The sequence below is a fragment of the Nostoc sp. genome (assembly GCF_036917535.1).
In the GTDB taxonomy this organism is placed as follows: Bacteria; Cyanobacteriota; Cyanobacteriia; order Cyanobacteriales; family Nostocaceae; genus Nostoc.
In genome coordinates this window covers 101125-124757 of the sequence record NZ_JBALDA010000057.1, presented here as the reverse complement: position 1 = coordinate 124757, position 23633 = coordinate 101125, and the positions used below count along the sequence as shown (strand labels likewise).

The 23633-nt window shown below is 43.3% G+C and carries 21 protein-coding genes; 10 read left to right on the top strand and 11 right to left on the bottom strand.

Features of this window, described 5'->3' with window-relative positions; translation table 11 throughout:
• The first annotated feature begins 170 nt into the window (after window positions 1–170).
• Entirely contained in the window at window positions 171–644 is a 474-nt protein-coding gene (locus V7K56_RS19085; protein ID WP_334912489.1) for a hypothetical protein, read from the top strand.
• 554 nt (window positions 645–1198) lie between these two features.
• On the opposite strand, the gene sds is transcribed toward V7K56_RS19085, so the two are convergent.
• Window positions 1199–2170, bottom strand: a complete 972-nt coding sequence (gene sds, locus V7K56_RS19080) for a solanesyl diphosphate synthase (RefSeq protein WP_334912487.1) — start codon at window positions 2168–2170, stop codon at window positions 1199–1201.
• 965 nt (window positions 2171–3135) lie between these two features.
• On the opposite strand from sds, the gene V7K56_RS19075 reads away from it, so the two are divergent.
• Window positions 3136–3288: a hypothetical protein gene (locus V7K56_RS19075; RefSeq protein ID WP_334912517.1), complete on the top strand. Its 153-nt coding sequence runs from the start codon at window positions 3136–3138 to the stop codon at window positions 3286–3288.
• A 107-nt stretch (window positions 3289–3395) separates the two neighbouring features.
• On the opposite strand, the gene murI is transcribed toward V7K56_RS19075, so the two are convergent.
• From murI to V7K56_RS19055, 4 genes are all read right to left on the bottom strand, one after another.
• Complete coding sequence (gene murI, locus V7K56_RS19070; RefSeq protein ID WP_322705535.1) at window positions 3396–4262, bottom strand: glutamate racemase; 867 nt, start codon at window positions 4260–4262, stop codon at window positions 3396–3398.
• A 129-nt stretch (window positions 4263–4391) separates the two neighbouring features.
• Window positions 4392–6293, bottom strand: coding sequence for an N-acetylmuramoyl-L-alanine amidase (locus V7K56_RS19065; RefSeq protein WP_334912515.1), 1902 nt, complete (start codon window positions 6291–6293; stop codon window positions 4392–4394).
• Window positions 6294–6811: 518 nt separating this feature from the next.
• A complete protein-coding gene (locus V7K56_RS19060) occupies window positions 6812–8689 on the bottom strand; it encodes an N-acetylmuramoyl-L-alanine amidase (protein WP_334912486.1) in 1878 nt (625 codons plus the stop codon).
• Between the two features lie 691 nt (window positions 8690–9380).
• Window positions 9381–10859 carry a cation:proton antiporter gene (locus tag V7K56_RS19055; RefSeq protein ID WP_334912485.1) on the bottom strand — a complete coding sequence of 493 codons (1479 nt, stop codon included), beginning with the start codon at window positions 10857–10859 and terminating at the stop codon, window positions 9381–9383.
• Between the two features lie 345 nt (window positions 10860–11204).
• Here V7K56_RS19055 and V7K56_RS19050 point away from each other — a divergent pair, with 345 nt between their 5' ends.
• On the top strand, window positions 11205–11948 hold the full coding sequence (locus tag V7K56_RS19050; protein WP_334912514.1) for an SIMPL domain-containing protein: 744 nt from the start codon (window positions 11205–11207) through the stop codon (window positions 11946–11948).
• Window positions 11949–12007: 59 nt separating this feature from the next.
• Here the strand turns inward: V7K56_RS19050 and V7K56_RS19045 are convergent, their stop codons facing one another.
• Window positions 12008–12370 (bottom strand): single-stranded DNA-binding protein, encoded by a 363-nt coding sequence (locus tag V7K56_RS19045; RefSeq protein WP_322682945.1) that lies wholly within the window; start codon window positions 12368–12370, stop codon window positions 12008–12010.
• A 374-nt stretch (window positions 12371–12744) separates the two neighbouring features.
• On the opposite strand from V7K56_RS19045, the gene V7K56_RS19040 reads away from it, so the two are divergent.
• From V7K56_RS19040 to V7K56_RS19025, 4 genes are all read left to right on the top strand, one after another.
• Window positions 12745–13752 carry a rod shape-determining protein gene (locus V7K56_RS19040; protein ID WP_334912513.1) on the top strand — a complete coding sequence of 336 codons (1008 nt, stop codon included), beginning with the start codon at window positions 12745–12747 and terminating at the stop codon, window positions 13750–13752.
• Between the two features lie 101 nt (window positions 13753–13853).
• Window positions 13854–14648 (top strand): rod shape-determining protein MreC, encoded by a 795-nt coding sequence (gene mreC / locus V7K56_RS19035; RefSeq protein WP_334912484.1) that lies wholly within the window; start codon window positions 13854–13856, stop codon window positions 14646–14648.
• A 25-nt stretch (window positions 14649–14673) separates the two neighbouring features.
• The gene (gene mreD / locus V7K56_RS19030; protein ID WP_334912483.1) at window positions 14674–15294 is read left to right on the top strand and encodes a rod shape-determining protein MreD; all 621 of its coding nucleotides are present in this window, start codon (window positions 14674–14676) and stop codon (window positions 15292–15294) included.
• A 101-nt stretch (window positions 15295–15395) separates the two neighbouring features.
• Window positions 15396–15602: a hypothetical protein gene (locus V7K56_RS19025; RefSeq protein ID WP_334912482.1), complete on the top strand. Its 207-nt coding sequence runs from the start codon at window positions 15396–15398 to the stop codon at window positions 15600–15602.
• Window positions 15603–15742: 140 nt separating this feature from the next.
• On the opposite strand, the gene V7K56_RS19020 is transcribed toward V7K56_RS19025, so the two are convergent.
• Window positions 15743–15877 carry a hypothetical protein gene (locus tag V7K56_RS19020; protein ID WP_334912481.1) on the bottom strand — a complete coding sequence of 45 codons (135 nt, stop codon included), beginning with the start codon at window positions 15875–15877 and terminating at the stop codon, window positions 15743–15745.
• A gap of 411 nt (window positions 15878–16288) precedes the next feature.
• Here V7K56_RS19020 and ribD point away from each other — a divergent pair, with 411 nt between their 5' ends.
• Window positions 16289–17485: a bifunctional diaminohydroxyphosphoribosylaminopyrimidine deaminase/5-amino-6-(5-phosphoribosylamino)uracil reductase RibD gene (gene ribD, locus V7K56_RS19015; RefSeq protein WP_334912511.1), complete on the top strand. Its 1197-nt coding sequence runs from the start codon at window positions 16289–16291 to the stop codon at window positions 17483–17485.
• A 60-nt stretch (window positions 17486–17545) separates the two neighbouring features.
• Here the strand turns inward: ribD and V7K56_RS19010 are convergent, their stop codons facing one another.
• The 3 genes from V7K56_RS19010 to V7K56_RS19000 all read right to left on the bottom strand — a co-directional run bounded on the left by V7K56_RS19010 (window position 17546) and on the right by V7K56_RS19000 (window position 21400).
• Window positions 17546–17764, bottom strand: a complete 219-nt coding sequence (locus V7K56_RS19010) for a hypothetical protein (protein ID WP_334912479.1) — start codon at window positions 17762–17764, stop codon at window positions 17546–17548.
• A gap of 694 nt (window positions 17765–18458) precedes the next feature.
• The gene (locus V7K56_RS19005; protein ID WP_334912477.1) at window positions 18459–20273 is read right to left on the bottom strand and encodes a protein kinase domain-containing protein; all 1815 of its coding nucleotides are present in this window, start codon (window positions 20271–20273) and stop codon (window positions 18459–18461) included.
• Between the two features lie 167 nt (window positions 20274–20440).
• Window positions 20441–21400, bottom strand: a complete 960-nt coding sequence (locus tag V7K56_RS19000) for a LysR family transcriptional regulator (protein WP_334912475.1) — start codon at window positions 21398–21400, stop codon at window positions 20441–20443.
• A 130-nt stretch (window positions 21401–21530) separates the two neighbouring features.
• On the opposite strand from V7K56_RS19000, the gene V7K56_RS18995 reads away from it, so the two are divergent.
• Both V7K56_RS18995 and V7K56_RS18990 read left to right on the top strand, forming a co-directional pair.
• Window positions 21531–22175 carry a DsbA family oxidoreductase gene (locus V7K56_RS18995; RefSeq protein ID WP_334912473.1) on the top strand — a complete coding sequence of 215 codons (645 nt, stop codon included), beginning with the start codon at window positions 21531–21533 and terminating at the stop codon, window positions 22173–22175.
• Window positions 22176–22223: 48 nt separating this feature from the next.
• Complete coding sequence (locus V7K56_RS18990) at window positions 22224–23378, top strand: FAD binding domain-containing protein (protein WP_334912471.1); 1155 nt, start codon at window positions 22224–22226, stop codon at window positions 23376–23378.
• A gap of 23 nt (window positions 23379–23401) precedes the next feature.
• On the opposite strand, the gene V7K56_RS18985 is transcribed toward V7K56_RS18990, so the two are convergent.
• Window positions 23402–23626 (bottom strand): hypothetical protein, encoded by a 225-nt coding sequence (locus tag V7K56_RS18985; RefSeq protein ID WP_334912469.1) that lies wholly within the window; start codon window positions 23624–23626, stop codon window positions 23402–23404.
• Window positions 23627–23633 lie beyond the last annotated feature (7 nt).

Here is a 23633-nt window from a genome sequence, read left to right as displayed (position 1 = left end):
ATACAACCTGTAGGACAGTGGGTATTGGCTAGTTTGGTTTTACGTATAAGCTAAACGCAGGCCAATCCTATATTGAGGATATGGCTGATTTTATTATTCCCAATTCTGATGGAATTGTTCACACTTGATAGATGTTATTGCCATTACCCAAGAGTCGTATACAAGTCATTATGGATTTAGAAGCACAAATTCAATTGCTGATTGACAATGCACCTCGCGATGGGACGACACCACATCTTGTTGCAGCAATTGCTCCTGCCCTTAGAGCGATTGCTCAAAAACTACGCTACTCCCAGTACTATATTCTCCAAAATTCGGAGTCAAGCTGGGTTTTAACTACATTGAGCAATCGTGCTAACCCAGGATTGGAAAAACGTGTGATTTACGCTTTCCCTACCATACAGGATGTCTCTCTAATTTCCCCTGATGGGCTTGACCCTCAAATGCTAGCTAAAATTACTCCTGTCACCCATATTTTGTTCCAATTGGTGGCATTAGAACCCGTAGATAGTATCGTTTTTTTGGAGACGCCGGGTAAGACCACTCATACCGTCGAAGTTCGGCGCACTGAACTAGAAAAACTCATGCAGAAACAGTTACGACAAAAGCGATCGCCTAAACAGATACCCCCTGATATTGCATAGAAAAAATTTGGATGTGGAGTTTTTTAGATACAATCCCACATCCAAATTTTTAAATTTCAAATTCCTTTAAAAAAGTTTTCTAAATCAGTGAAAAAAGAAATTTTTTCTTTTTGTTACACCATACGACTGGCTCAACTCTCGTGAAACCTAAAATTGATTAAAAAACAGTTATCAGTGAACATTTTTCCGTTTTCAAGTTTTAGTTTCCCAGTGAAGTAGAGTCTTATACTTAAGAACTTTCACATCAAAAAATATTCCATTCTTTATTGTCAGGTTCTTAGTAACCACGAGCGGGCAAGACTTCAGCGTGAGTGCTCAGTTGAACGCTTTCCACTCCACAAGTAGTAGTAATTTATTTTTTAGAAATCCCTAAGAACTTCCAAATCAAAACCCCACTTTCTACTTGCTAAATAAGTGGATTAAATTAAACATAAAGCTGCCTTAGTGTGTTCAAGCGTTGCATAACACAACATTTCAGGTTTTCGGTGGGTTACAGAAGCCACAACACACCTACATCTAAATCCCCACTTTCTACCTGAGAACTGATAACTGATTTAATAGAGGCGACTCAGTGTGTACTCAGCGATGTTAATCAATGCCTGATGGGATTCTGAGGGTGGGAGAACCGCAAGATGTTCAATTGCCAACTTAGCATGGTGAGCAGCTAACTCCCGCGCCTGCTGTATACCTTGACTATCTTGAATCAATGCTAGTGCTTGCTCTAAATCTCCTTCTTGAGCAAACTCTCGTTCAATCAGCACTTCCAAGGAGGGTTTTTGGGCTAAAGCAAATAAAACGGGTGCAGTCAGATTACCACTTTTGAGATCAGACCCCACTGGTTTACCCAAGGTATCTGTTGTACTGGTGAAATCTAAAATGTCATCAACAATTTGAAATGCTATGCCAAAATGACGACCGTAGCTATACAGATGCTCAACAGTTTCTCGCGAGACTTCACTGAGTAAACCAGCAGCTTTAGAACTGTTGGCGATTAACGAAGCTGTTTTGTAATAACTCTTCTCAATGTACGTTTCAATAGAGATACCAGCATCAAAACGATTTAGTCCCTGCTTAATCTCCCCAGTAGCCAAATCCATAATGACTTCTGAGAGCAGTTTCACTACCTCCAAATTGTCCAAGTTTGCTAAATACCAGGACGATTGGGCAAAAAGAAAATCTCCTGCTAAGATGGCAATGCGGTTCCCGAACAAACTATGAACGGTGGGAACGCCTCGCCGCACGTCTGATTCATCTATCACATCGTCATGTACCAAGCTTGCTGTGTGAATCATTTCTGTAATTTCAGCAAGGCGGCGGTGACGCGGCGTAATATCTTGTTCTAACATTGTTGCCCGCGATATTAGCAGGACAATTGCTGGTCTGATACGCTTTCCCCCAGCTCCGAATAAATGTTCGGCTGCTGCAAACAGAATGGGGTGGCGATTTCCAACTAGCTGTTTTAGATTATCTGCTAGTAGTCGCAGGTCTGCTTCCACAGGGGTAAACAAGGAGGTGGCTGGGGTCATGGATGGGCGGACTCTGACTTAGGTTACGAAAGTTTACATATCCTATACTCATTTTAAGATAACCCTGTGCCAGCGCAAAGTTTTCATCAGGTAATCCCTATTTTTATGAGTCTATGGGTGATGATTAAGGTTACTGAGGTTTTTGTCAATAAGCAATTAAGCTTAATTTGTGGCTACTCAAACTTTAAACTAACTTAAACATGAATTCTCAGTACACGGGATGAATGTCAAATTAAATTGTGTTAAGTATTTTCTCATTTTACCTTTATGACCACTGTTCTCAAGATAATTTAAGCAATATTACTTATTGACAAAGATGAAGTGATTGAGATTTGTCGCCAAGAGCAAGGCGAAATTTCTCTCGATTAAGGTGTAGCTCTTGAAAAAATTTGAAATTTAGCAGCTGAATAAGCTCAAAATTCAGGGTCGTTGTGTTACGCTAAAATATAGGAATTTTAAATTTTGTAAGATATTCACATTCTGAAAGTTAAGTCAGCTACTAGTTGATTTTACTGGCATGGTGTTGTGAGTATAAAAAAATATTCGTCGGTGAGGTTAAGGGAATAAATTCTTTAATTTTTCCTACGATACGCGAAACTCCTGGTTTGGAGCTGTGTGATATCCCTATGGGAAGCCGCTACACGTCCTCAGCGCACGTTGAGCGCAAGGATTGCTCTTTTCACAGCAGTTTAAGCAAAAATAAAGCAGATCGAGTAGACCGCTGAGAATCGTAGTTTAGATTGTTAAACGGCAAGCTAACTGCTGTGGGATCTATGGTCTGCTAGAAGTCGCGTTAAATTATAAATTCTTCGTCCGTAAAGGATTTTATCTCTATAGGTAGTTTTACCATAGGAAACTATAGCCATTAAGAATGCACTTGCTTGGCTGAGGTTCTACTAATTTTATGGAATTTTATATTCGTTTAGAAGGGTGCTAGTAGAACAATGATTTACGGAAGTATACCTATGATGATTTTTATTTTAGCCTCTGGATATTTGTTCACAGTCTACCTATTATTAGCACTGGCGAAGCGAACGGGTACAAGAACTGTTCCTACAAGTTTCCCTTCATCATCTGAAGGAAAACGCAAGCAGGAGATATCAGTTAATAGTCAATAGTCAATAGTCATTTGTCATTTGTCATTTGTCCTACCCTGCGGGAAGCCGCAGAAGCGTCTACGTCCTTGGTCATTTGTTTTGATTAAATGACTAAGGACTAATTAGTTTTATTGGAGTTGGGAAATAGCAATATCAGTGAAGGAAACCTCTTCAACCATTGGGGTATAGCCTAGCCACTGCACTCCTGACTGGGAAAACTGTTGCGGACAACCGCTGACGGCGAAGCGAGTTGGTAATGGTAGATGAGTATTTCTTAAACCTAGTAAGTCTAGTTCTTGGGCACAAGCTGCCACAACATGAACAGCCGGGTCGACCAACTGGACTTGAGAGGGGAGGAGCGATCGCAGTACTGGTGTCAGGTGGGGATAATGAGTACAGCCGTGAACTAGGGTGTCAATTTCTTGCTCTAATAAAGGCTCTAGGTAGGCTCGTGCGACTTCCGCAGTGTAAGGATCGTGAATGCGGTTTTGCTCAATCAGTGGCACAAACTCTGGACATCCAACTTGCCAGACTTGGACATCGGGAGCAATTTCGAGAATAGCGTGCTTATAAGCATTACTCTTAGCTGTAGCTGGAGTGGCAATTACACCAATCCGCTTTCCTTGCTGCACCGCAGCTTTTGCACCCGGTAGGATTACTCCCAAAATGGGTATGCTAAATTCTTGACGCACGGTTTCTAGGGCTAAGGCAGAACTGGTGTTGCAAGCCATAATTACCATTTTTACTTGCTGCTGTTGTAGCCAGGTAATGATTTCACGTGTAAATCGTAAAATTTCTGCTTGTGAACGAATTCCGTAAGGAAGTCTAGCTGTATCCCCAAAGTAAACAATTGATTCATTGGGAAGTTGCCGATATATTTGTCGTAGTACTGTCAGCCCACCCACACCACTATCAAAGATGCCAATTGGGGCACGTTGAGGTTCTCGTTCGGAAAAATCGTCAAGATTTCCTTCAAAAATGGAAGATGAATACACAGGCAGATATATATTTAGGTTTTGGGATTTAAAATACAGAATTTAGCAGACAATCTCTAATTTGACCACTAAATTCTGTGCGTCAAAGAAGTTTAAATACCACCTCTTTAATTAGTAATTTGTATTATATTACCTCTGCTTTAAGTATTTTAGGATGCCACGAGCGATCGCTTCTGCCATCCGATTTTGATATTCTGGTGTTCCTAATCTGGGATTATCCTCGTAACCAGTCATATAGCCTGTTTCTACCAAAATCGAAGGCATAGAGCTTTTTCTTAAAACATAGAATCTGGCTTTGCGGGTTCCCCGATTTTTAATAGTACCGATATCCTGGAGGATAGTATTGCGAACTACTTCAGCTAAAGCATAACCGCTATCGAAATAATATACTTCTAATCCATTGACATCAGGGCGATTATCAACAGAATTAGCGTGAATGCTGACAAACAAAGTCGCATTAACCCGCTTGGCAATATCTACCCGTCCCTGAAGTTCTACAAAAAAGTCGGCATCCCGTGTTAGCACTGCTTGTACGCCATTTTGCTCTAAAATTGCTCCTACCCTTTTCCCAATAGGGAGAACTACATTCTTTTCTAAAAGTCCTCCAAGACCAGGGGCACCTGAGTCTTTTCCCCCATGTCCTGGGTCAATAACTACTAGTAATTTCCCTTTGGGAACTGAGGGGCGTGGCTGTGGCTGGGAAATGGGACGGGGATTATCTATAGGATTTGGTAATTGACCTTGGTCTGCTGATGGCAGTGGAGGTAAAGTAATGGGCGGTGTAATGCTGCTATTAAAGCGTCGTAATTCTAAAGCTAAAAGCTGGTCGCCTACCTGGTTGAGTTCCCCAATTTGTACTCCGGCTGCTGGTTGAACTAAGACGACAACAGTATTGGATTCTTGTGGTTGCAGGCGTACTCGCAGAATCGGGCTATTAGGATTGAAAGTCGGGCCTGTGACTTTGGGAGCTAACTTAGCATTGTTGATAGTGATGCGGAACAGACCAGAGGTTCTATCCCAGCCTCCTGTAGCAGATAAAGTTTGATCGGCTCGAATCAGCAGTTGTGTGCCATTATTAGCTAGTTGCACAGACTGAATGCTAGCAGTTGTGTTACTTGGTGGTATGGGACGTGGACTGTTATTTCCAGGCAGCTGGGCAACCCCACGACTGGGTAGAACTACAAAACCACCAGCACTGCTAGTGGTTGCTCGCCAATTTGGACTATTTTCATCTACTTGTAAAGTCAGGCGAACAACTGATGGACTGGTTTGCAGCTGGGTGAACTGAATACGGCTGACACCATAGCGATTAATCGATAAATTTCGCTGCTCTAAACTTGGTGATAGAGTTGCACCAGTAATGTCAATGTTAATTGCCTTTTGATCGTTGGTACGATTTACCTGAATCTGAGGATTGCCACCACTTGTAGCAATGAAAAAACCATCACCTGTGACTTGTAAGTTCTTAATTTGAGTAACCCTGGCAACAAGCGTTCCGTTGTTAAGTGGATTTACAGAGCCGTTTGTTACCACATTGTAAATATCCCTTGGGGGGAATGTTGGTGTAGATGTTCTGGGTGAAGTATCACTGGCTATAGCTTGTTCTGGTTGTCCCTCAATGTTTCTTGCGGGTACATTGTCGGCTTGTGGCGTAGGTAATTGCACTGTCCAGCGATCGCCACTTCTACCCACAAATTGTACTCGTTTGGGGTCTAAACTATAACCAGGAGTCAGTTCAACAACTATGCGCGTTGTTTGTTCGTCAAACTGCCCAACACGGATCGAACGAATTGCACCGCCCACTTGTTGGGTTAGCTGCGGGCGACCAAATGAGGTTCCTGGTAAATCAATTACTAGACGAGTCGGGTTAAAGATTAATTGTGCTTGGGGTTGAACATCCCCTTGAGTATTAAATTCCAGCCTGTTTTGATTAGCATCAAAACGCCAAGATTCAAGTCTCGCGGCCATTGCCGGCGACGATAGCATGAAGATGGTTCCAATAGTACTGGATAGTAACCAGCGTAATTTCACAGTCTTTATCTCCTGATTCACATTTATGGGAGCCGTCAACATCTCAACATATTGGCTAATCCTCACACCGTCACCGCGCACACTTGAGTTTTGCGCTGTTATTTCAGACACAGCTAATGGCGTAAAATATAGCACGCTCCTCTGATTTTGCCATGTCATTAGCCTATATAAATTTGACTGCAAATTTGAAATTTTAGATTCCCGATTTTAGTTTTCTGTTAGACTAGCGTCCTGCTACATTAACACCTGTTATAGGTGATACAAATCCAAAATCCAAAATTTGTTGACTTGCAAAGTATCAAATGACAATAACAAAGAAGTCACTCCTATCCCGCCGCAAGAATACTTAAATTGTTTTACTACTAAAATGGTAAAAATTAAATGTACTTACTCAATAATTTAAAAAATTAGACTAAATTATACCAATTTGAAAAAAGATGTGACAGATACATACTCCTAAACCTTTGTTCTGTCTGGCTTTCTTAAAGCGTGAATTTTGAATTTTGAATTGGTATTATTTATCTTCTCTTGAGATACTGAAGAACGCCACGAGCGATCGCTTCTGCCATTTGATTTTGGTAAGCTGAGGTTCTGAGCCTAGCCATATCCTGTCGACCAGTCATATAACCTGTTTCCACAAGAATGGAGGGCATAGAACTTTTTCTGAGAACATAAAATCTGGCTCGCCGCACTCCCCTGTCTTTGATAGTACTAATACTTTGAAGAATGCTACTACGGACAATACGAGCTAGATTCAGTCCGTTGTCGTAATAATAAACTTCCAAGCCATTAACATCGGGACGACTCGCACCTGCTGAATTAGCGTGGATGCTTACAAATACATCAGCGTTAGCTCGCTCTGCTAATTGCACCCGTCCCGGAAGGGTAACAAAATAGTCAGAATCCCGCGTCAGAATCACTTGTACACCATGTTGCTGCAAAATCTCACCCAGCCTTTTACCAATAGGCAAGATAACATCTTTTTCGCGTGCTCCTCCAATGCCAAGCGCTCCTGAGTCTTTACCACCATGTCCGGGGTCAATAATGACTACCACCCGCCCGTTGGTAACTCGGCGCTGTGGTTGTATTATGGGTTGAGGATTTGGATTGTTTAGGTCAGGGAATGGTCCGCGGTTTGGTGGTGGTAGCCCAGGTAAAGCATAGGGAGGTCTTCCGGGGAGGGTGACAACTCGCCGAGAACCTTGTATTGGTACCAAAAGCTGCTCGCCGATTTGCTGGGGTTCCCCAAGTTGCACTCCGCCTGCTGGTTGAATTAAAACAACCACTGTATTAGATGCTTGGGGTTGCAGACGTACCCGAAGAATCGGGCTGTTGGGAGCAAAAGTAGGGCCTGTAACTCTGGCAGCTAACTTGGCATTGGTAATTGTGACGCGGAAGATACCTGAGGATCTATCCCAGATTCCCGTAGCAGATAAAGGTTGGTTACCTCGAATTAGTAGTTGTTTGCCATTATCAGCAAGTTGCACAGACTCAATTGTTGCTGGCGAGTTATTGACAGATGCTCTACTGGGAAAGGAAACGGCTTCTGACTGATTGTCGGAATTATTACTTCTAGGCAATCTGACAAGGCGATTAGGTAAAACTATTAAACCACCATCGTTACTATTAGTTGCTCGCCAATCGGGGCTATTTTTATCTACCCGCAAAGTTAGGCGGACACCGGGAGGTTGGGTTTGCAATGAGGTGAATTCGACGCGGCTAATACCATGTTTGTTAACGGGTATATTCCTCTGCTGCGTCAGACGTGGTGATAAAGATGCACTAGAGATATCAACGAAGATGGTAGCGCGATCGCGGCTGCGAATTACCTGAATTGGAGGATTACCACCACTGGTACGAATGAACAACCCATCGCCTGTTACTTGTAAGTTTTCAATTTGAGTTGCCCCTCGTGTAGTAGTGGCAACCCTTGAAATATTAGGTTGAGGTTCGGAGTCTGGAGTAACTACACTGTAAGCACTTCTAGGAGATGAAGCTACTTTTTCGACTGCTGGCTTCGGTAATTGTACTGTCCAGCGATCGCCAGTTCTACCAACAAATTGCACTCGTTTGGGGTCTAAAGTGTAACCAGGAGTCAGTTCAACAACTATGCGTGTTGTATCTACATCAAACTGTCCAACACGAATTGAGCGAATTCCACCACCCACCTGTTGGGTTAACTGTGGACGACCAAATGTAGTTCCCGGCAAATCAATGACCAACCGAGTCGGGTTGAAAATTAGTTGTGCTTGGGGTTGAACTGCTCCTACAGTATTAATTTCCAGCCTGTTTTGATTGGCATCAAAGCGCCAAGATTCAAGTCTCGCGGCCATTGCTGGCGACGATAGCATGAAGATAGTTCCAATAGTGCTGGGTAGTAACCAGTGTAATTTCACAGTCCTTTCTCCTAATTCACATTCATGGGAGCCGTCAATATCTCAACTCATTGGTAAATCATCACACCATCACCACCTAAACTTGACTTTGAATCCCTTTTTTGATTTTTAAGCTGGAATTTAGACACACTTAAATTAGTTATCAGGTTTCAAATTCAGTTTAAATACCCATGCAAAACCTTCCACCTATAGCGGTAGAGAACTCTGACTCCCAATAAAGCTAGAAAACTGATAATTGATAGCTGTTTACTGATAAGTGTTTGTTCTTTGTTGCCATTGATGCACTGAGTAAATAATTCCCATTACTGTCAAACGATCTAGCAAAATTTATGGGTATTACTCCCCAATTATCTGAAAAATATTTAGATAAAGGCTCACAAGCCAAGGGAGACTAGAAATTAAGTAACATTCTGAATGCTGGAAGAAATTATAAACAAACGATTATTCTACAATCACACGGGACGGTGATTTGAGGATAGAAGTTTCCATTGCACAATTGGAGCAGAGGAGACAAGGGGACAAGGGGGAATTATTGAATAAGTTTCTCCCCGAAGTTCTGATGCCTACGGCGGGCTGCGCCAACGCCGGAAGCCGGCGCTCAGACTTCTCTCCTTGTCTCCCCCCTCTTCTTCGTCTACCTTGTCTCTTCTCCATGCCCAATGCCCAATGCCCCATTCCCCATGCCCAATAATTAACGATCGCCAGAATCTGGAGTTATTCCCAAATTGCTGCTGTCATTTGATGCTGGCACCCTTGATTGAGGTGGTTCAATTACCAACGAAGTGCCAGAGGAACCGTCTAAGATTAGTTGCTCTGAGCTTCCGTCCACGGTTTTTGGATCTGGAAACACAAATCGTAACAAAGGAGGAGCTAAAAAGGTTGTCAAGATAACCATCATGATAATTGCTGCCCCTAATGGTTTGGAGAGAGCGCCACTGGCAGCGCCGACACCAGCAAACACTAACCCAACCTCGCCTCTAGGAATCATCCCTACACCGATCGCTAAACGGTTGATTCCCGGTTGACCAAACACGCTTAAGCCTGTGATTACTTTACCGAGAATGGCTACTGTAATCAGGAAAGTTGCCATAATTAGACCTTCACGATTGTCGGGAATTGCTGGGTTTAATACTCCCAAATCGGTTTTTGCGCCAACAGTCACAAAGAAAATTGGCACTAACATATCGGCAATGGGACAGACTTGCCTTTGCAGTTCTTTTCGCTTATCTGTTTCTTCTAGAACTAAGCCAGCTGCAAAAGCTCCCAAAATTGCTTCTAACTGGATGACAGCGGCCAGGTATGCCATAGCAAAGGCGAAAATGAATGCTGGGATTACTAGTCCACCACGTGTTTTGAGTTGATCAGCGATCGCTACAAAGGACTTATTAAAAACATTGCCTAGTAGGATTGCTCCCAAAATAAAACCAGTGGCGCTGATAATCAAGTAAATGACTTTGCTGACATCCACCACGCCGTCTTTAGCTAAACTGGCAACTACCGCTAAAACGATGATTCCTAGTACATCGTCAATTACAGCAGCACCCAAAATAATCTGCCCTTCTTTAGAATTGAGTCGCCCCAGTTCTGACAGCACTTTGGATGTCATCCCAATACTAGTAGCAGTCAAAGCCGCCCCTGCAAAAATTGCAGGTATAGCGCTAATACCAAACAAAGTCATTAGTCCTGCAGTCCCAGCGGCAAAGGGTACTGCTACCCCGACGACTGCGACGACGGTGGCTTGGATACCAACTGCCATTAAATCTTTTAAATTCGACTCCAAGCCGATTTCAAACAGCAGAATGATCACACCCAATTCTGCCAAAACGGAAATGACCTCGGACTGGGCTGCAAACACTGCTGGAGCAGCTTCAGGCGTTAAACCAGCAGTGGTTTGAAGGAAGGACACAATCAAAGAATTAGAACTGTCTGTGCCGCCTTCTGGAAAGACTAAAAGATGGAAAACAGAGATGCCAACTACCACACCGCCAACGAGTTCGCCTAAGACAGGCGGCAAACCTACTTGGTTTGATAACTCTCCACCAACTTTGCTGGCGAGATAAATGACTACTAAGCTTAGTAGCACTGCTTCGACTACCATTGAGCTGTCTGCGGCTTGTGTTGCGCTGGCCAGCAGAGGAAAAGAGAAGTTGATTGGTTCTAACAAATGCATTAGGTTCTCTGAAAATCCTTCTCTTTGATTCTGACGCGTTTCTGAAAAACATCATATAAAGACATAATCTGAATTCAAAATTCAAAATTCAAAATTCAAAATAAATACAGTGTAGACGTTTCATTTATGCTGTGCAGTATTAGTGTATTTTTTTAGTATCCAAAAATGTAACCATTTCAGCTTTTGACAATCGCAGTGTCAAAGTAAGAACATATAAATCGTATCTGGCGATCGCACTTAAGTTGTGAAAAACTTGTGGTGGCTGTTGATTCTCAACAACCACCAGAAGATTGCTACATACTTTTATTCAAAACATCTGTGGATACTTTGAGGAGTGCAAATATTATGACTAGAGCCGCTTTATCCGGTTCTCAGTTTCCATCGGGAAACTTGTGGAGAATACTGCCTTTAGCAATGCTTTTATGTACAACTTTTGTACTACCTGCATTTGCACAAGAAAGAGATAAATTGTCGCGAACCCTTAGTGTCAGTGGTCGCGGAGTCGAAACAATTCCGACAACTCTGGCACAAGTCAGTTTAGGAGTGGAGATTCAGGGGAAAACAGCCCAAGAGGTACAACAAGAAGCCGCTCAGAGGTCATCTGCGGTGGTTGCGTTTCTCAAGAGCAAAAATGTTGAAAAATTACAAACCACTGGTATCCGGCTCAATCCGGTTTACAGCTATACCAATAATGTGCAGCGGATTACAGGCTATGCTGCCAATAACACTGTAAGTTTTAGAATTCCTGTTGAGCAAGCTGGGACATTATTGGATGATGCAGTCAAAGCCGGTGCGACACAAATTAACAACATTAGTTTTGTTGCAAATGATCAAGCGATCGCTGCTGCTCAAAAGCAAGCATTAAAAGAAGCTACTCAAGACGCACGGCAGCAAGCTGATGCCGTTTTCAGTGCTTTGGGTTTTAAATCCAAAGAAATAGTCAGCATTCAAGTTAATAATGTTAGTGCGCCTCCACCACCACCAATGTTTTTACGGGCTGAGGCTGCGAAATCACCTGATGCTTCCACCCCGATTGTTGGTGGTGAACAAGAAGTAGAAGCATCGGTGACGTTACAAATTAGTTATTAGTCATTTGTCATTAGTCCTTTGTAGAGGCAAAGGACTAATAATCAATGCCCAATGCCCAATTAAAAATGTTCTGAAGACATATCTCCTGTACCGCCTTCTGCATCTCGCTTAGAACCTAATAAATCCAGCTGATCTACTTGGATCACCGGTGATGAGCGGTTTGCTCCTGTTTGGCGATCGCTCCATGTGTCAAACTTCAAAGAACCTTTGACAGCAATTTGCCTGCCTTTACGTACATAATTACCTGCCACCTCCGCCGTTTTTCCCCATAGTTCCAAATTAAACCAGTCGGTATGTTCACCTTCTTTTGTGCGACGATTAACAGCTAGTGTTAATTTACACTTCACACTACCAGACTCAAAATACTTAATCTCTGGGTCGCCGCCTACACGACCAATGAGGGTGACAACATTGATACTCATCGCCTTACCTTTCAGTACAAACGTACTTAGCAATTCCGACTTTCATCATAGCGAATTGTGAAAGAATTGAAAATAATGTGTTAAACAGTTAACAATATAATTGACTTGAAAATTTATACACATTAATTTGGAGTAAACATATAAAAATATACGTATATACTAAGTTAACCAGAGAATATCAAAAAGTACGGTGCTTGAGACATACTAAATATTTCTGGGAATCATATAAAAATATTGTCTAGTTTACTCAACTTAGGATACAAACATAATCGAATCAAGCACGATTAACTCTTACCGTTGTAGTCAAAAAGTATCGCACATAGGGGGCTTACAGACGCGTGGGTATTTTTAGGAACTTTCGCACTTCATGGGATATGGGTATCGACCTCGGTACCGCAAACACCCTAGTTTATGTATCTGGTAAAGGTATTGTACTGCAAGAACCTTCTGTAGTTGCGATCGATGTCAATGAAAAGGTAGCACTAGCAGTAGGAGAAGAAGCCAAAAAAATGCTCGGTCGCACACCGGGAAATGTGATTGCTCTGCGTCCTTTGCGGGATGGTGTAATCGCTGACTTTGACATCGCCGAGCTGATGCTTAAAAGCTTTATTCAGCGTGTAAATGAAGGTAAATCTCTAATTTTACCCCGGATTGTCATTGGTATTCCCAGTGGTGTCACAGGAGTAGAAAGGCGAGCGGTGATGGATGCAGCTCACCAAGCAGGAGCAAGAAAAGTTTATTTAATCGATGAACCTGTAGCTGCGGCTATTGGTGCAGGATTACCTGTTGCCGAAGCAACTGGCAACATGATCATTGATATTGGTGGTGGGACAACAGAAGTTGCAGTGCTGAGTCTTCAAGGTACGGTACTTAGTGAATCAGTACGCATTGCTGGAGATGAACTAACTGATGCGATCGTTCAGTATATTAAGAAAGTTCATAATTTAGTCATTGGTGAACGTACTGCCGAGGAAATCAAGATTCGGATGGGTTCTGCCTATCCAACTAATGATGATAATGACGCCATGATGGAAGTCCGAGGCTTACACCTGCTTTCTGGTCTACCGCGAACTGTCACAATCAAAGGACCAGAAATCCGTGAAAGTATGTTGGAACCGCTATCAATAATTATAGAAGCTGTGAAGCGGACACTGGAACGCACACCGCCAGAACTGGCAGCAGACATTATTGACAGAGGTATTATGTTAGCTGGGGGCGGTGCTTTGCTTAAAGGCATAGATACCCTCGTTAGCCATGAAACAGGGATTATTACCCACATTGCTGCCGATCCTTTGAGCTGTGTTGTGCTGGGAACAGGTCGTGTGTTAGAAAACTTTAAACAGTTGGAACGAGTTGTCATCGAAAGCTCTCGCAATATGTAACAAAAAAAATATCAGACTTGAGTTCTATTTGAGTTCTATTTGGGTTTTATATACATAGAATCCAAGTAGAACTTAATTTATATAAGTACATACAGGTATATATGGTGACAATACGGCGCTGGTGGGATCGTAAAGGGTTGCAAATTGGCTTGTTAGCTTTAGTAGTTGGTAGTGCTTGGATATTGCGACAGACTCAAGGTGAACTAGTGCTTGAGACATACCAGGCAATTACCCGTCCATTAGAGATATTGCAGTCAGGGCCAACTCCAGAAGAACGTCTTAGAGATGCCCGGATAATGGAATTGCAAACCCGTATAGTAGATTTGGAAAATCAAAAGACAAAGTTACAAGATTTATTAGGCTATGTGGAAAAAGAGCCGCTAGCATCACGGCCAATTCCAGCACGGGTAGTAGGACGTAGTGCTGACCAGTGGTGGCAACAAGTTACGCTGAATCGCGGTGCAAATACGGGGATTCAGGAAGGCTTCATAGTTAAAGCAGAGGGCGGATTGGTGGGTTTGGTAGAGAGTGTAACTCCCAATACTAGCCGCGTGTTGTTAATCAGTGACCTGAAGAGTCAAGTGGGTGTATCGATTAGCCGCACAGCAGCTAAAGGCGTTTTGCGAGGAGATTCTTCTGCTGAAGCAGTGCTGGAGTTTTATGAAAAAGTTCCAAATGTCAAAATAGGAGATTTAGTTTCCACATCTACTTATAGTCAGAAATTTCCCTCCGGTTTGGCAGTAGGACGAATTAAGTCGCTGGATTTAAAGAAACTTCCGGCATCAGTGGCGAAAATTGAGCTTTTTCCGCCAATCCGTTCTCTCGATTGGGTAGCTGTTTATCCCAAGCCAGAAAACCAAGAGTCAGCAAATCAAGTGCCGCAAAAGTCTAAGTAAATTCTTTGAAAAAATCCATAGAAAAATGAAGATTCCTGCATTTGGTGGTAGTAGGCAGAAAAAGCCAAAATCGTCACAGCGAAAATCGAAATTCCGAATCCAGCCGCTTGCTCGTTGGCATCCCGGTGTACGTCAGTTGTTTGGTTGGATAGTGACGGCTAGTTCTGTACTATTATGTTTACTATTATTACCAACTCGATTCCCAGGTATGGAATTGTTAGGAATTGGCCCTAACTGGCTGTTAATTTGGGTGGTAGCTTGGAGTGTGAAGCGCACGGTGTTTGCCGGAGCATTGGCAGGTATAGTTCTGGGGCTACTTCAAGATTCAATGACATCAACTAATCCCACTCATGCCATCGGTTTAGGTATAGTGGGGGCTTTAACTGCTCTGCTCCAGAAACAGCGTTTTATCGAAGAAGATTTTATTTCGATTGCTGTAATTGTCTTTGTGATGGCAGTTTTGGCAGAAACTATCTTTGGGTTGCAATTAACTTTGCTGGGCAATGAGCGCAAGGTGACAGATATTTGGACATATTACCAGCGTGTCGCTCTAGCTTCTGCCATTCTCAGCAGTCTTTGGGCACCTGTAGTTTATTATCCCCTGAATAGTTGGTGGCAGCGGATGAAATTATTGGAGCAATCTTAAAATAGCTTTGCCAACAAGTTTTCCGGTGTAGCCGGGATTAAGAAAAACACCACTTTGCAATTCAATAAACCAAGGTAAGGGCACAACATTGTTGTGCCCTTATGATTATTCAGCAACATTCGAGCTTTAAGTGCAAACGTTCTCGTTTTGAGTGGGAACGTTTTCGTTTTGAGGTAGAACGTTCTTGTTTTGAGGTAGAACGTTTTCGTTTTGAGGTAGAACGTTCTTGTTTTGAGCAGGAACGTTCTCGTTTTGAGGTGCAACTTCCAGCTTTTGAACTCGAATCATGTACCTTTAAAGAATATTAATTACAAAAATACCCAGATTGGGGACTTCCAGAAATTAAATTATTCAATTTTGTAAGCGAAGACGATCATTAGATTCTTGCTCCTCTGCTTCAAGAGCGCAAGAACAGCTTTCTCTGCTCACCAAAGCGATGGGTATTTTTTTAGTTGGAAGTCCCTTGTATGAGCCTAAAACAGAAATGCGATCGCAAAAATTCTACCCGCTTTGCCCGTTGATTATCCACATCAGCAGTGTAACTATTGGCATAGACTTCAAAATACCAGCGAATATCTTCCAAATCTTCTGCTATTAAGGGGGATGTAAAATTTAGTCTGTCGGTTTCTTAGTGGTCAAGTCTGACAATAACTTGATTAATTTCTGAAAAGCGGAAATTTAATTCCATATTCAGGGGAATTGCGGCTTGAGTGTAGGGATAATTCGATTGTAGATAAGCTACCGCCGCGTTTGCTAGATTTCCAAAGGACTAGGGACTGGGGAATGAGAGGGATAAGAATGACAAACAATTCTTTGTATCTACCCTACGGTAAGCCGCTTTGCGTCTATACGTGAGGCTCATTCATACTTTCAATCAGTAACACCAAAATTGCTGTAAGTTAAGATCACCAAAAGTAAAACCTAAATATTACTGTAAAAAAATCGCCTAAAAGAGCAGCTAGCGTGGAAAATATTGAGAATGTTACCCAAAATTATGGATAATTCCCCTGCGATCGCTCAAGCAGATGCATCTCTACCTAATTACACTCTGGAAAATACGCTTCCAGTGGATTCGACTGAGAAAAGGATAGGAAGTGACTTTGATTCCCGCATGATGCTGCGGTGTTTGGAACTGGCTCGTCGTGCTTTAGGGCGGACTTCGCCAAATCCGTTAGTGGGTGCGGTGGTTGTCAAAGATGGGGAAATTGTGGGAGAAGGGTTTCATCCCCGTGCTGGTGAACCTCATGCTGAAGTTTTTGCTTTGAGGGCAGCAGGAGAGAGCGCTCGTGATGCTACAGTTTATGTCAGTCTGGAACCTTGCAACCACTACGGGCGCACTCCGCCTTGTTCTGAAGGTTTAATCAATGCGGGAGTGGCAAAGGTGGTGGTGGGTATGGTAGACCCGAATCCACTGGTAGCTGGTGGTGGTATTACTCGTTTACGTGCAGCAGGTATAGAAGTGTTAGTTGGAGTAGAAGAAGCAGCTTGCAAAAAACTCAACGAAGCTTTTGTGCATCGCATTCTCTACAAACGACCTTTGGGAATTTTAAAATATGCTATGACTTTAGATGGTAAAATTGCTACTACCTCTGGTCATAGCGCTTGGGTGACAAGTCAAGAAGCCCGCAGTGAAGTACATCTAGTGCGGGCGGCTTGCGATGCCATAATTGTCGGTGGTAATACAGTTCGACAAGATAATCCTTACTTAACCAGCCATCAAGTAGGGGCACATAATCCCCTGCGGGTGGTGATGAGTCGCCACCTAAACTTACCGGAAAATGCCCATATGTGGCAAACTGCGGATGCTCCAACTTTGGTGTTGACACAGAAGGGTGCTAATCCCGATTTCCAGGAACTGTTGCTCAAGCAGGGGGTGGAGGTGGTGGAATTAACATCACTTACACCAGATAAGGCAATGGCGTACCTATATGAGCGGGGTTTTTGTAGCGTGCTGTGGGAGTGTGGTGGAACCTTAGCTGCTAGTGCGATCGCTCAAGGAGCAGTGCAAAAAGTTTTGGCATTTATTGCCCCAAAAATCATTGGCGGTAGTATTGCTCCCACACCAGTGGGCGATTTAGGTTTTACTACCATGACTGAGGCGTTGTCTCTAGAACGTGTTTCTTGGCGTGTAGTAGGCTCTGACTGCTTAGTGGAAGGTTATTTTTCCCAAAAAGCTAATAGTCAACAGTAATAACACTTGACGAGCAATATATTTATCTTGATTTTGCGTTGGCGTAGCCTGCCGTAGGCATCATGAACACTGGCGTTCATGGGCAATATCACGTATGAGGGCTAGTCGAGATTGAATGTAGTGGCTAAGAAAATCAGTTTCGTTAGAATCTAACAACACTTGCGTTTCGGTTTGTTTCACTAACCACTGTACCAAGCTAGCATCATCCAGTTGTAAAAGGAGCTTGGCTTGAGCAGTTTCAACCACTGACCAAAGCTGACGCATAATTATAGGAGTCATCAGACCTCAATTGAATAATTTAGCTTTGCTATCTTCAGATTACACAATTCCGATCGCACTTTACGACATGAATGTAGAAGCTGAGACAAGTATTATTAAAAACTTAATAATGGTATTTATAACTTTATGAAGATTAAGAATTGAAAACTCAGTTTTGAAAATGGGGATGGGGGATGGTGTATTAGGCATTGGGCACAGGAAAGACAGATTTTCATGGGTTTAATTACAAAACCTAGAAAACAAATGCACTAACTCTAAAAACTTGGTTTTTGTGTTTGGTAAGACCGAAATTATGTTGATTGTAGCCTAAGAAAGCCAGTTTTTTAAGGACTATATGAATACTGAATCTGTCTTCTAGAATACAAAGCTTTGCAAAAGCCATTTTAATATCGAATAACACATTCATATTCATCCTGCTTTACTAATCCAAAATTTCTTCTTCTGCTTTTGAGCCACGATCTTTGATGCAATGAAAGCGGCATCCTCTCCAACGCCCAATAGAAGGCCAGACTTCACGGTGTACAACCAGGGTAGACCTAGTAAGTAAAGTCTCAGGTAATTTGTGAGACCACGCTTGTGAATCGGATAGCCTTCCTTTCTACATCTGTTGCCTAATTCATGGAGTAGCAAACAAGTAAGCTGCATAGTTGCTAAATTTAAAATCTAACTTTTGAGAACAATGTTTCTCAGAAAATTAACATTGTTTTGCTGTAGATGGATTCACAAAATCATGTAAATCTACATCCCAAATACTGATGTAAATAAAATCACATCTTTGGCGGATAATTTGGCCTTTGATAGAGCCATTCGTAAAACTAAAATTATCAGATTGACGCTGTTGTACCTGTTTGAGTCCCTGCTTAATTTCTTCAGTGGTTTGCCCTGCTAACATTCCATTTAAAGTAGTCTCCATTACCTGTGGGTCTACTGATTGGGCAAAAGATACCTCAGTTTGACGTAGCACTTTAGAATTACGATCAAATAAGTAGCCAAGGTCAATTTTGTTGGGCACTAATTTGTAAACGACAGCACGAGTCTTGCCCCATGCGCCCCTTAAATCTTGATTTGGTTTGCCGAGGGTAGCTTCTACGGCGCTTCTTGACGTACCTGTAGGAAATGCGGGAATGCTTTGGCTAGTGGTAGCTAATTTACTAGGCGGCCGATCGCTGTTTTGTGCTGTGGAACGAACTTCTGGTTTGGGAACTGCGCTTGCCTCATTTTTTGTTTCTGGCTGTGGTGTCGATACTGCTATCGGTGCTGGAGTATCTGAAGTGACAGGCTCTTTTTCTGGCTGTGGTCTGGATACAGCTGGGGGATTAGAGGTTGGTCGCTGTCGTGGTGGTGAGCTAGGGATAACTGGAACTGGAGAAGTTTGGGAAGAAACGGGCAGTTCAGTAGATGCAGAAGTCGGAAAAGATTCTGGCGATGGCGTGGGATTTGTACCAATAGTTGTTTCTGGTTGTTGCTGACGAATGATGCTAGGAATTGCTACTGCACCAATCAAGCCGCCTATCAGCAAACTACCAACAATCACAGTAGATTTTTGCCAGTTCCCAGAAGTAGATGACTGTGGAATCGCAGAATTGTTTTGTGGTGAATATAATGGCTGTGTTTGTCGAGTCGATGCAGTGGGAGAAAAACTGACTGTAGAAGTATTTGTAGCTAACTTAGTAGGTATATTACTAGCAGATTGTAAGGCATGTAGCATTTTACTAGCAGTGCTGTAACGATCGCCAGCATGAGGCTTAATTGCCTGATTGAGTACCGCCGCCAATTGGGAAGAGACATTAGAGGCGTGCTGCTGCCAAAGTATTTCCCCAGTTTTGGGATCGGTTAGTAATTCTTGTGGGTGTTTACCAGTCAGCAGATAAATTGCCGTTAAACCCAAGCTGTAGATATCAGTGGCGTAAACTGGGCGGCCAACGGCTTGTTCGCTAGGCATATATCCGGGCGTACCAATGATAAGCGATCGCGTGGGGTATCCTGGAGAATTCACCACAGAACGGATTGTTTCTTTGACTGCACCAAAATCAATTAAAACTGGATTGCCATCAGCAGAACGCAGAATAATGTTATCTGGTTTGATATCCCGGTGAATAATGCCTTTACTGTGAACATAATCTAAGACTGAAAGCAGACTTAAGAGAATTTGCCGAACAGCAGTTTCACTCTCAAATCCTTTGTCTTCGACAATTTTTGTCAGGGTTTGGCCATGAATCCATTCTTGGACAAGGTAAAATTGCCCGTTCTCAGAAAAGTAGGCGTAGAGTTTAGGCACTTGGTGACTACTTTCACCCAAATACTCTAAGGTTGCTGCTTCCCGTTCAAACCGTTGTTGGATAAGTTGGTAGGTTTGCGGGTCATTATTGGTTATCGGTTTTAGTTGCTTGATTACACAGCGACGGCGAGAAGGCATGTGGACATCTTCTGCTAGAAAGGTTTCGCCAAACCCACCAGCGCCGATTACCTGAATAACTTGATAGCGATTGTTCAGCAGGGTTATTGTCATGAAAAATTACAAGTGTATACACCCAGTGCAAAGCCAAAGACTTCCTCTCTTCTTTGGGCTTGTCGTCAGACATCGCCCTTTCCAAATGTACATCAGATGAGTTGATCAGTTATGGACACTGAATTTAGAACGGGTGTAGCTAATGGGAGAATACAAGGATACTCAAGTCAATTGTCTGAGTAGAAAGTGCCACAAGCCAAACTTTTTGTCTCCCAGTAGGGCGGATTACCAAATTGCTGAATCAAGAAATCCATGAACACTTGAACACGTCGCGAGTGCTTACGATTGGGTAAATACAATGCATAAACGCTTGTATCTTGATCAGTTTGGGGAGAAATTTGAAAATCAGACAACACTGCCTGCAATCGTCCAGCTTTAATATCTTCACCGATCAACCAGGTTGGCATCAAGACCAAACCACTGCCATCTAAACAAACTTGACGCAGCACCTCTGAATGATTTGCTATTAGAGATCCACTCACTTTCACTTCACACACTTCTGTCTGACGCTGGAAGCGCCAGATTTGATGATTTGTAGAATAAGCAAACAGCAAACAATTGTGCTGAGTTAAGTCGTTTGGATGACTCGGTTTACCCTGTTGCTTAAAATAGGCTGGGCTACCGCAGACCAGCCGATGGTAGGTCGCGAGTTTGCGAACCATTAGATTAGGATTGGAACGATCAAGGTTGCCAATGCGGATGACCACATCTAGATTGGCTTCTGCCAGGTTTGCAAGTCCATCGCTCAGTTGGAGGTCGAGTTTTACTTCTGGGTAGTGAATCAGAAAATCGCTCAGAATCGGAGCAATGTGCAGCCGCCCAAACGTTACAGGCAGACTGATTCGCAAAGTGCCGTGCGGAATATCACCCTGTTCCATAACACAAAGGTTGGCTTCTTCTACATCTTGCAGAATTTGCACGGCTTTGTCGTAGTACTTCTGCCCCTGTAGTGTGAGCGTGATGCTGCGCGTGGAGCGGTTGAGTAACTGAGTGTTCAGCATCGCTTCCAGGGAATTGATTTGGCGCGTCACTGAGGAGACGGCTAACTCTAACTGCCGTGCAGTTTCCGAAAAGCCACCAGTTTCTACGACTTTGACAAACGATCGCATCGCTGCCAGTTGATCCATCGCATCTCCCGAAACTAATTATTGCATAAAACGCAAAGATGTTTAGCGTATTTAGTAGATTAACATTCTTTTCAAATGAGATTAAAGTGAAACTATCAACAGTTGCAGAACAGTCTCAAAGGAGGCAACGATGACGCTGACGATCGCAATCACTTCTGATTTCATTTGTCCTTGGTGTTTAGTGGCAGAAACGCGGTTGAATCAAGCGATCGTGCAACTAAATTCTGCTGTTGAGATTGAATACCTCTGGTTTCCCTTTGAGTTAAATCCGCAAATGCCAGCAGCTGGAATGGATCGCAAAGCCTATCGCACTGGCAAATTTGGCAGTTGGGAATACTCGCAAGGGTTGGACGCAAAAACGGTGCAGGCAACACAAGCTGATGGTATTAACTTCCGCTACGACTTGATGAGCGTCACACCCAACACCCTAAAAGCACATCGATTGACTTGGTTTGCAGGCAATCAGGGCAAAGCAACTGAGATGGCTGTCCGCATTCTTAATGCCTATTTCACAGAAGGTCGAAACATTGGTGATGTTGAGACTCTAGCAACTTTGGCAGCAGAGATCGGCATTGATGCTGCTCAAGTGAAGGCGTTTCTGGAGTCAGAAGCAGGAATTCTAGAAGTCAAAGACTTGGAACAACAAGCGCTCGCCCAAGGAGTTTATGGTGTTCCGGCCATTCGCATTGGTCGAGAAATCATATCTGGAGCGCAATCAGTTGAAGTATTTCTGGCAGCTTTGCAACAAGCAGTGAATGAATTAGCCAGCGCTTAATCACGCTCGTTGCCATCACAATTCAAATCAATATCTGGAGGAAAATAGATGAACGCTACTGATCGTCGTGCCATTGTGATCGGTGGATCGTTGGCGGGACTATTTACGGGAACCCTGCTGCGATCAATTGGTTGGCAGGTCGATATTTATGAGCGATCGGCTCATACGCTTGACAGTCGCGGCGGCGGCATTGTGCTCCAGCATGATGTGATTGAAGCATTTCAACGCGCAGGCATTCTCCAGGACAATCTGGGTGTCATGGCGCAGGAGCGCTATTACTTGAAGCAGAATGGCAGCATTCAACGAATGCCGATGCGTCAAACCTTGACCTCCTGGAACTTGCTCTACACTTCGATGCGGCGGCAGTTTCCAGATGAGCATTACCATCAAGGGAAATGCTTGAGCGAGATTGAGCAAAACGGCAATCAGGTGACAGCCATCTTTGTAGATGGTACGCGTGAGACAAGCGATTTATTGGTAGGAGCCGATGGGCCAAATTCGACCATCCGCCAATTGCTACTGCCTAGCTACACACCCCAGTATGCAGGCTATGTTGGTTATCGCGGCTTAGTCGATGAATGGGAGCTAGACCGAGAAACGGCTGCCATTTTTACCAAGCGCTTTGTGTTTTATCAGTTTCCCAATTCACACATCCTGCAATACGTTATTCCAGGCGAGAATGAATCGCTTGTGCCGGGAGAACGTCGGTTTAATTGGGTATGGTATGTCAATTACAATCAAACAACTGAATTGCCGCACATTCTGACTGATAAGTACGGCAAGCGTCGAGATTTCTCGATTCCACCCGGTCTGATCGCGCCATCTGTAGAACAAGAGATGCGATCGTATGCGAATCGAGTCTTAGTTACTCCATTTCAAAAGCTAGTGGCAGCAACGAAAGAACCGTTTGTGCAGGCCATTTTGGATCTGGGTGTACCCCAAATGACTTTTGATCGCATTGCCTTAGTGGGAGATGCAGCGTTCATCCCCCGTCCGCACACCGCAGCAAGTACCTCAAAAGCGGCAGCAAACGCGATCGCGCTTGTCGATGCCCTCATAGCTCATCAGGATGTCTTGAAAGCACTCTCCACTTGGGAAGACAATCAGCTGGCGCTGGGAATGCAGCTATGGAAACACGGTCAAGCTTTGGGAGAGCAATCCCAGTTTATCTATGGCACAGAGCGCTGGGAGGGAGAGGAATGAGAATACGCTTGGGTTAAGGAAATTTATTCGTTGAGCAGGGGAAGCAGGGGGAGCAGAGGGAGAGAAAAAAGGCTTATCCCAAGTGTATTGAGAGCAATGAAGTCATTAATGAGCATGAATCGATTTGAGACATTTAGCAATGGCGTGTTTGCATATTGCACTGCATCTGTAATTTGTAGGGAATTAAATTTTGCAATCCTCTGCAATCCTAATGCATTGGTTTGCATTGTTAATGCATCGGCTTGCACTGTTAAT

Excerpts from the sequence above, each read along its gene's own strand:
- V7K56_RS19085 (WP_334912489.1), top strand. The coding sequence starts at position 171 with ATGGATTTAGAAGCACAAATTCAATTGCTGATTGACAATGCACCTCGC.
- sds (WP_334912487.1), bottom strand. The coding sequence starts at position 2,170 with ATGACCCCAGCCACCTCCTTGTTTACCCCTGTGGAAGCAGACCTGCGA.
- V7K56_RS19075 (WP_334912517.1), top strand. The coding sequence starts at position 3,136 with ATGATGATTTTTATTTTAGCCTCTGGATATTTGTTCACAGTCTACCTA.
- V7K56_RS19055 (WP_334912485.1), bottom strand. The coding sequence starts at position 10,859 with ATGCATTTGTTAGAACCAATCAACTTCTCTTTTCCTCTGCTGGCCAGC.
- V7K56_RS19050 (WP_334912514.1), top strand. The coding sequence starts at position 11,205 with ATGACTAGAGCCGCTTTATCCGGTTCTCAGTTTCCATCGGGAAACTTG.
- V7K56_RS19045 (WP_322682945.1), bottom strand. The coding sequence starts at position 12,370 with ATGAGTATCAATGTTGTCACCCTCATTGGTCGTGTAGGCGGCGACCCA.
- V7K56_RS19040 (WP_334912513.1), top strand. The coding sequence starts at position 12,745 with ATGGGTATCGACCTCGGTACCGCAAACACCCTAGTTTATGTATCTGGT.
- mreC (WP_334912484.1), top strand. The coding sequence starts at position 13,854 with ATGGTGACAATACGGCGCTGGTGGGATCGTAAAGGGTTGCAAATTGGC.
- mreD (WP_334912483.1), top strand. The coding sequence starts at position 14,674 with ATGAAGATTCCTGCATTTGGTGGTAGTAGGCAGAAAAAGCCAAAATCG.
- V7K56_RS19025 (WP_334912482.1), top strand. The coding sequence starts at position 15,396 with ATGATTATTCAGCAACATTCGAGCTTTAAGTGCAAACGTTCTCGTTTT.
- ribD (WP_334912511.1), top strand. The coding sequence starts at position 16,289 with ATGGATAATTCCCCTGCGATCGCTCAAGCAGATGCATCTCTACCTAAT.
- V7K56_RS19010 (WP_334912479.1), bottom strand. The coding sequence starts at position 17,764 with ATGACTCCTATAATTATGCGTCAGCTTTGGTCAGTGGTTGAAACTGCT.
- V7K56_RS19005 (WP_334912477.1), bottom strand. The coding sequence starts at position 20,273 with ATGACAATAACCCTGCTGAACAATCGCTATCAAGTTATTCAGGTAATC.
- V7K56_RS19000 (WP_334912475.1), bottom strand. The coding sequence starts at position 21,400 with ATGGATCAACTGGCAGCGATGCGATCGTTTGTCAAAGTCGTAGAAACT.
- V7K56_RS18995 (WP_334912473.1), top strand. The coding sequence starts at position 21,531 with ATGACGCTGACGATCGCAATCACTTCTGATTTCATTTGTCCTTGGTGT.
- V7K56_RS18990 (WP_334912471.1), top strand. The coding sequence starts at position 22,224 with ATGAACGCTACTGATCGTCGTGCCATTGTGATCGGTGGATCGTTGGCG.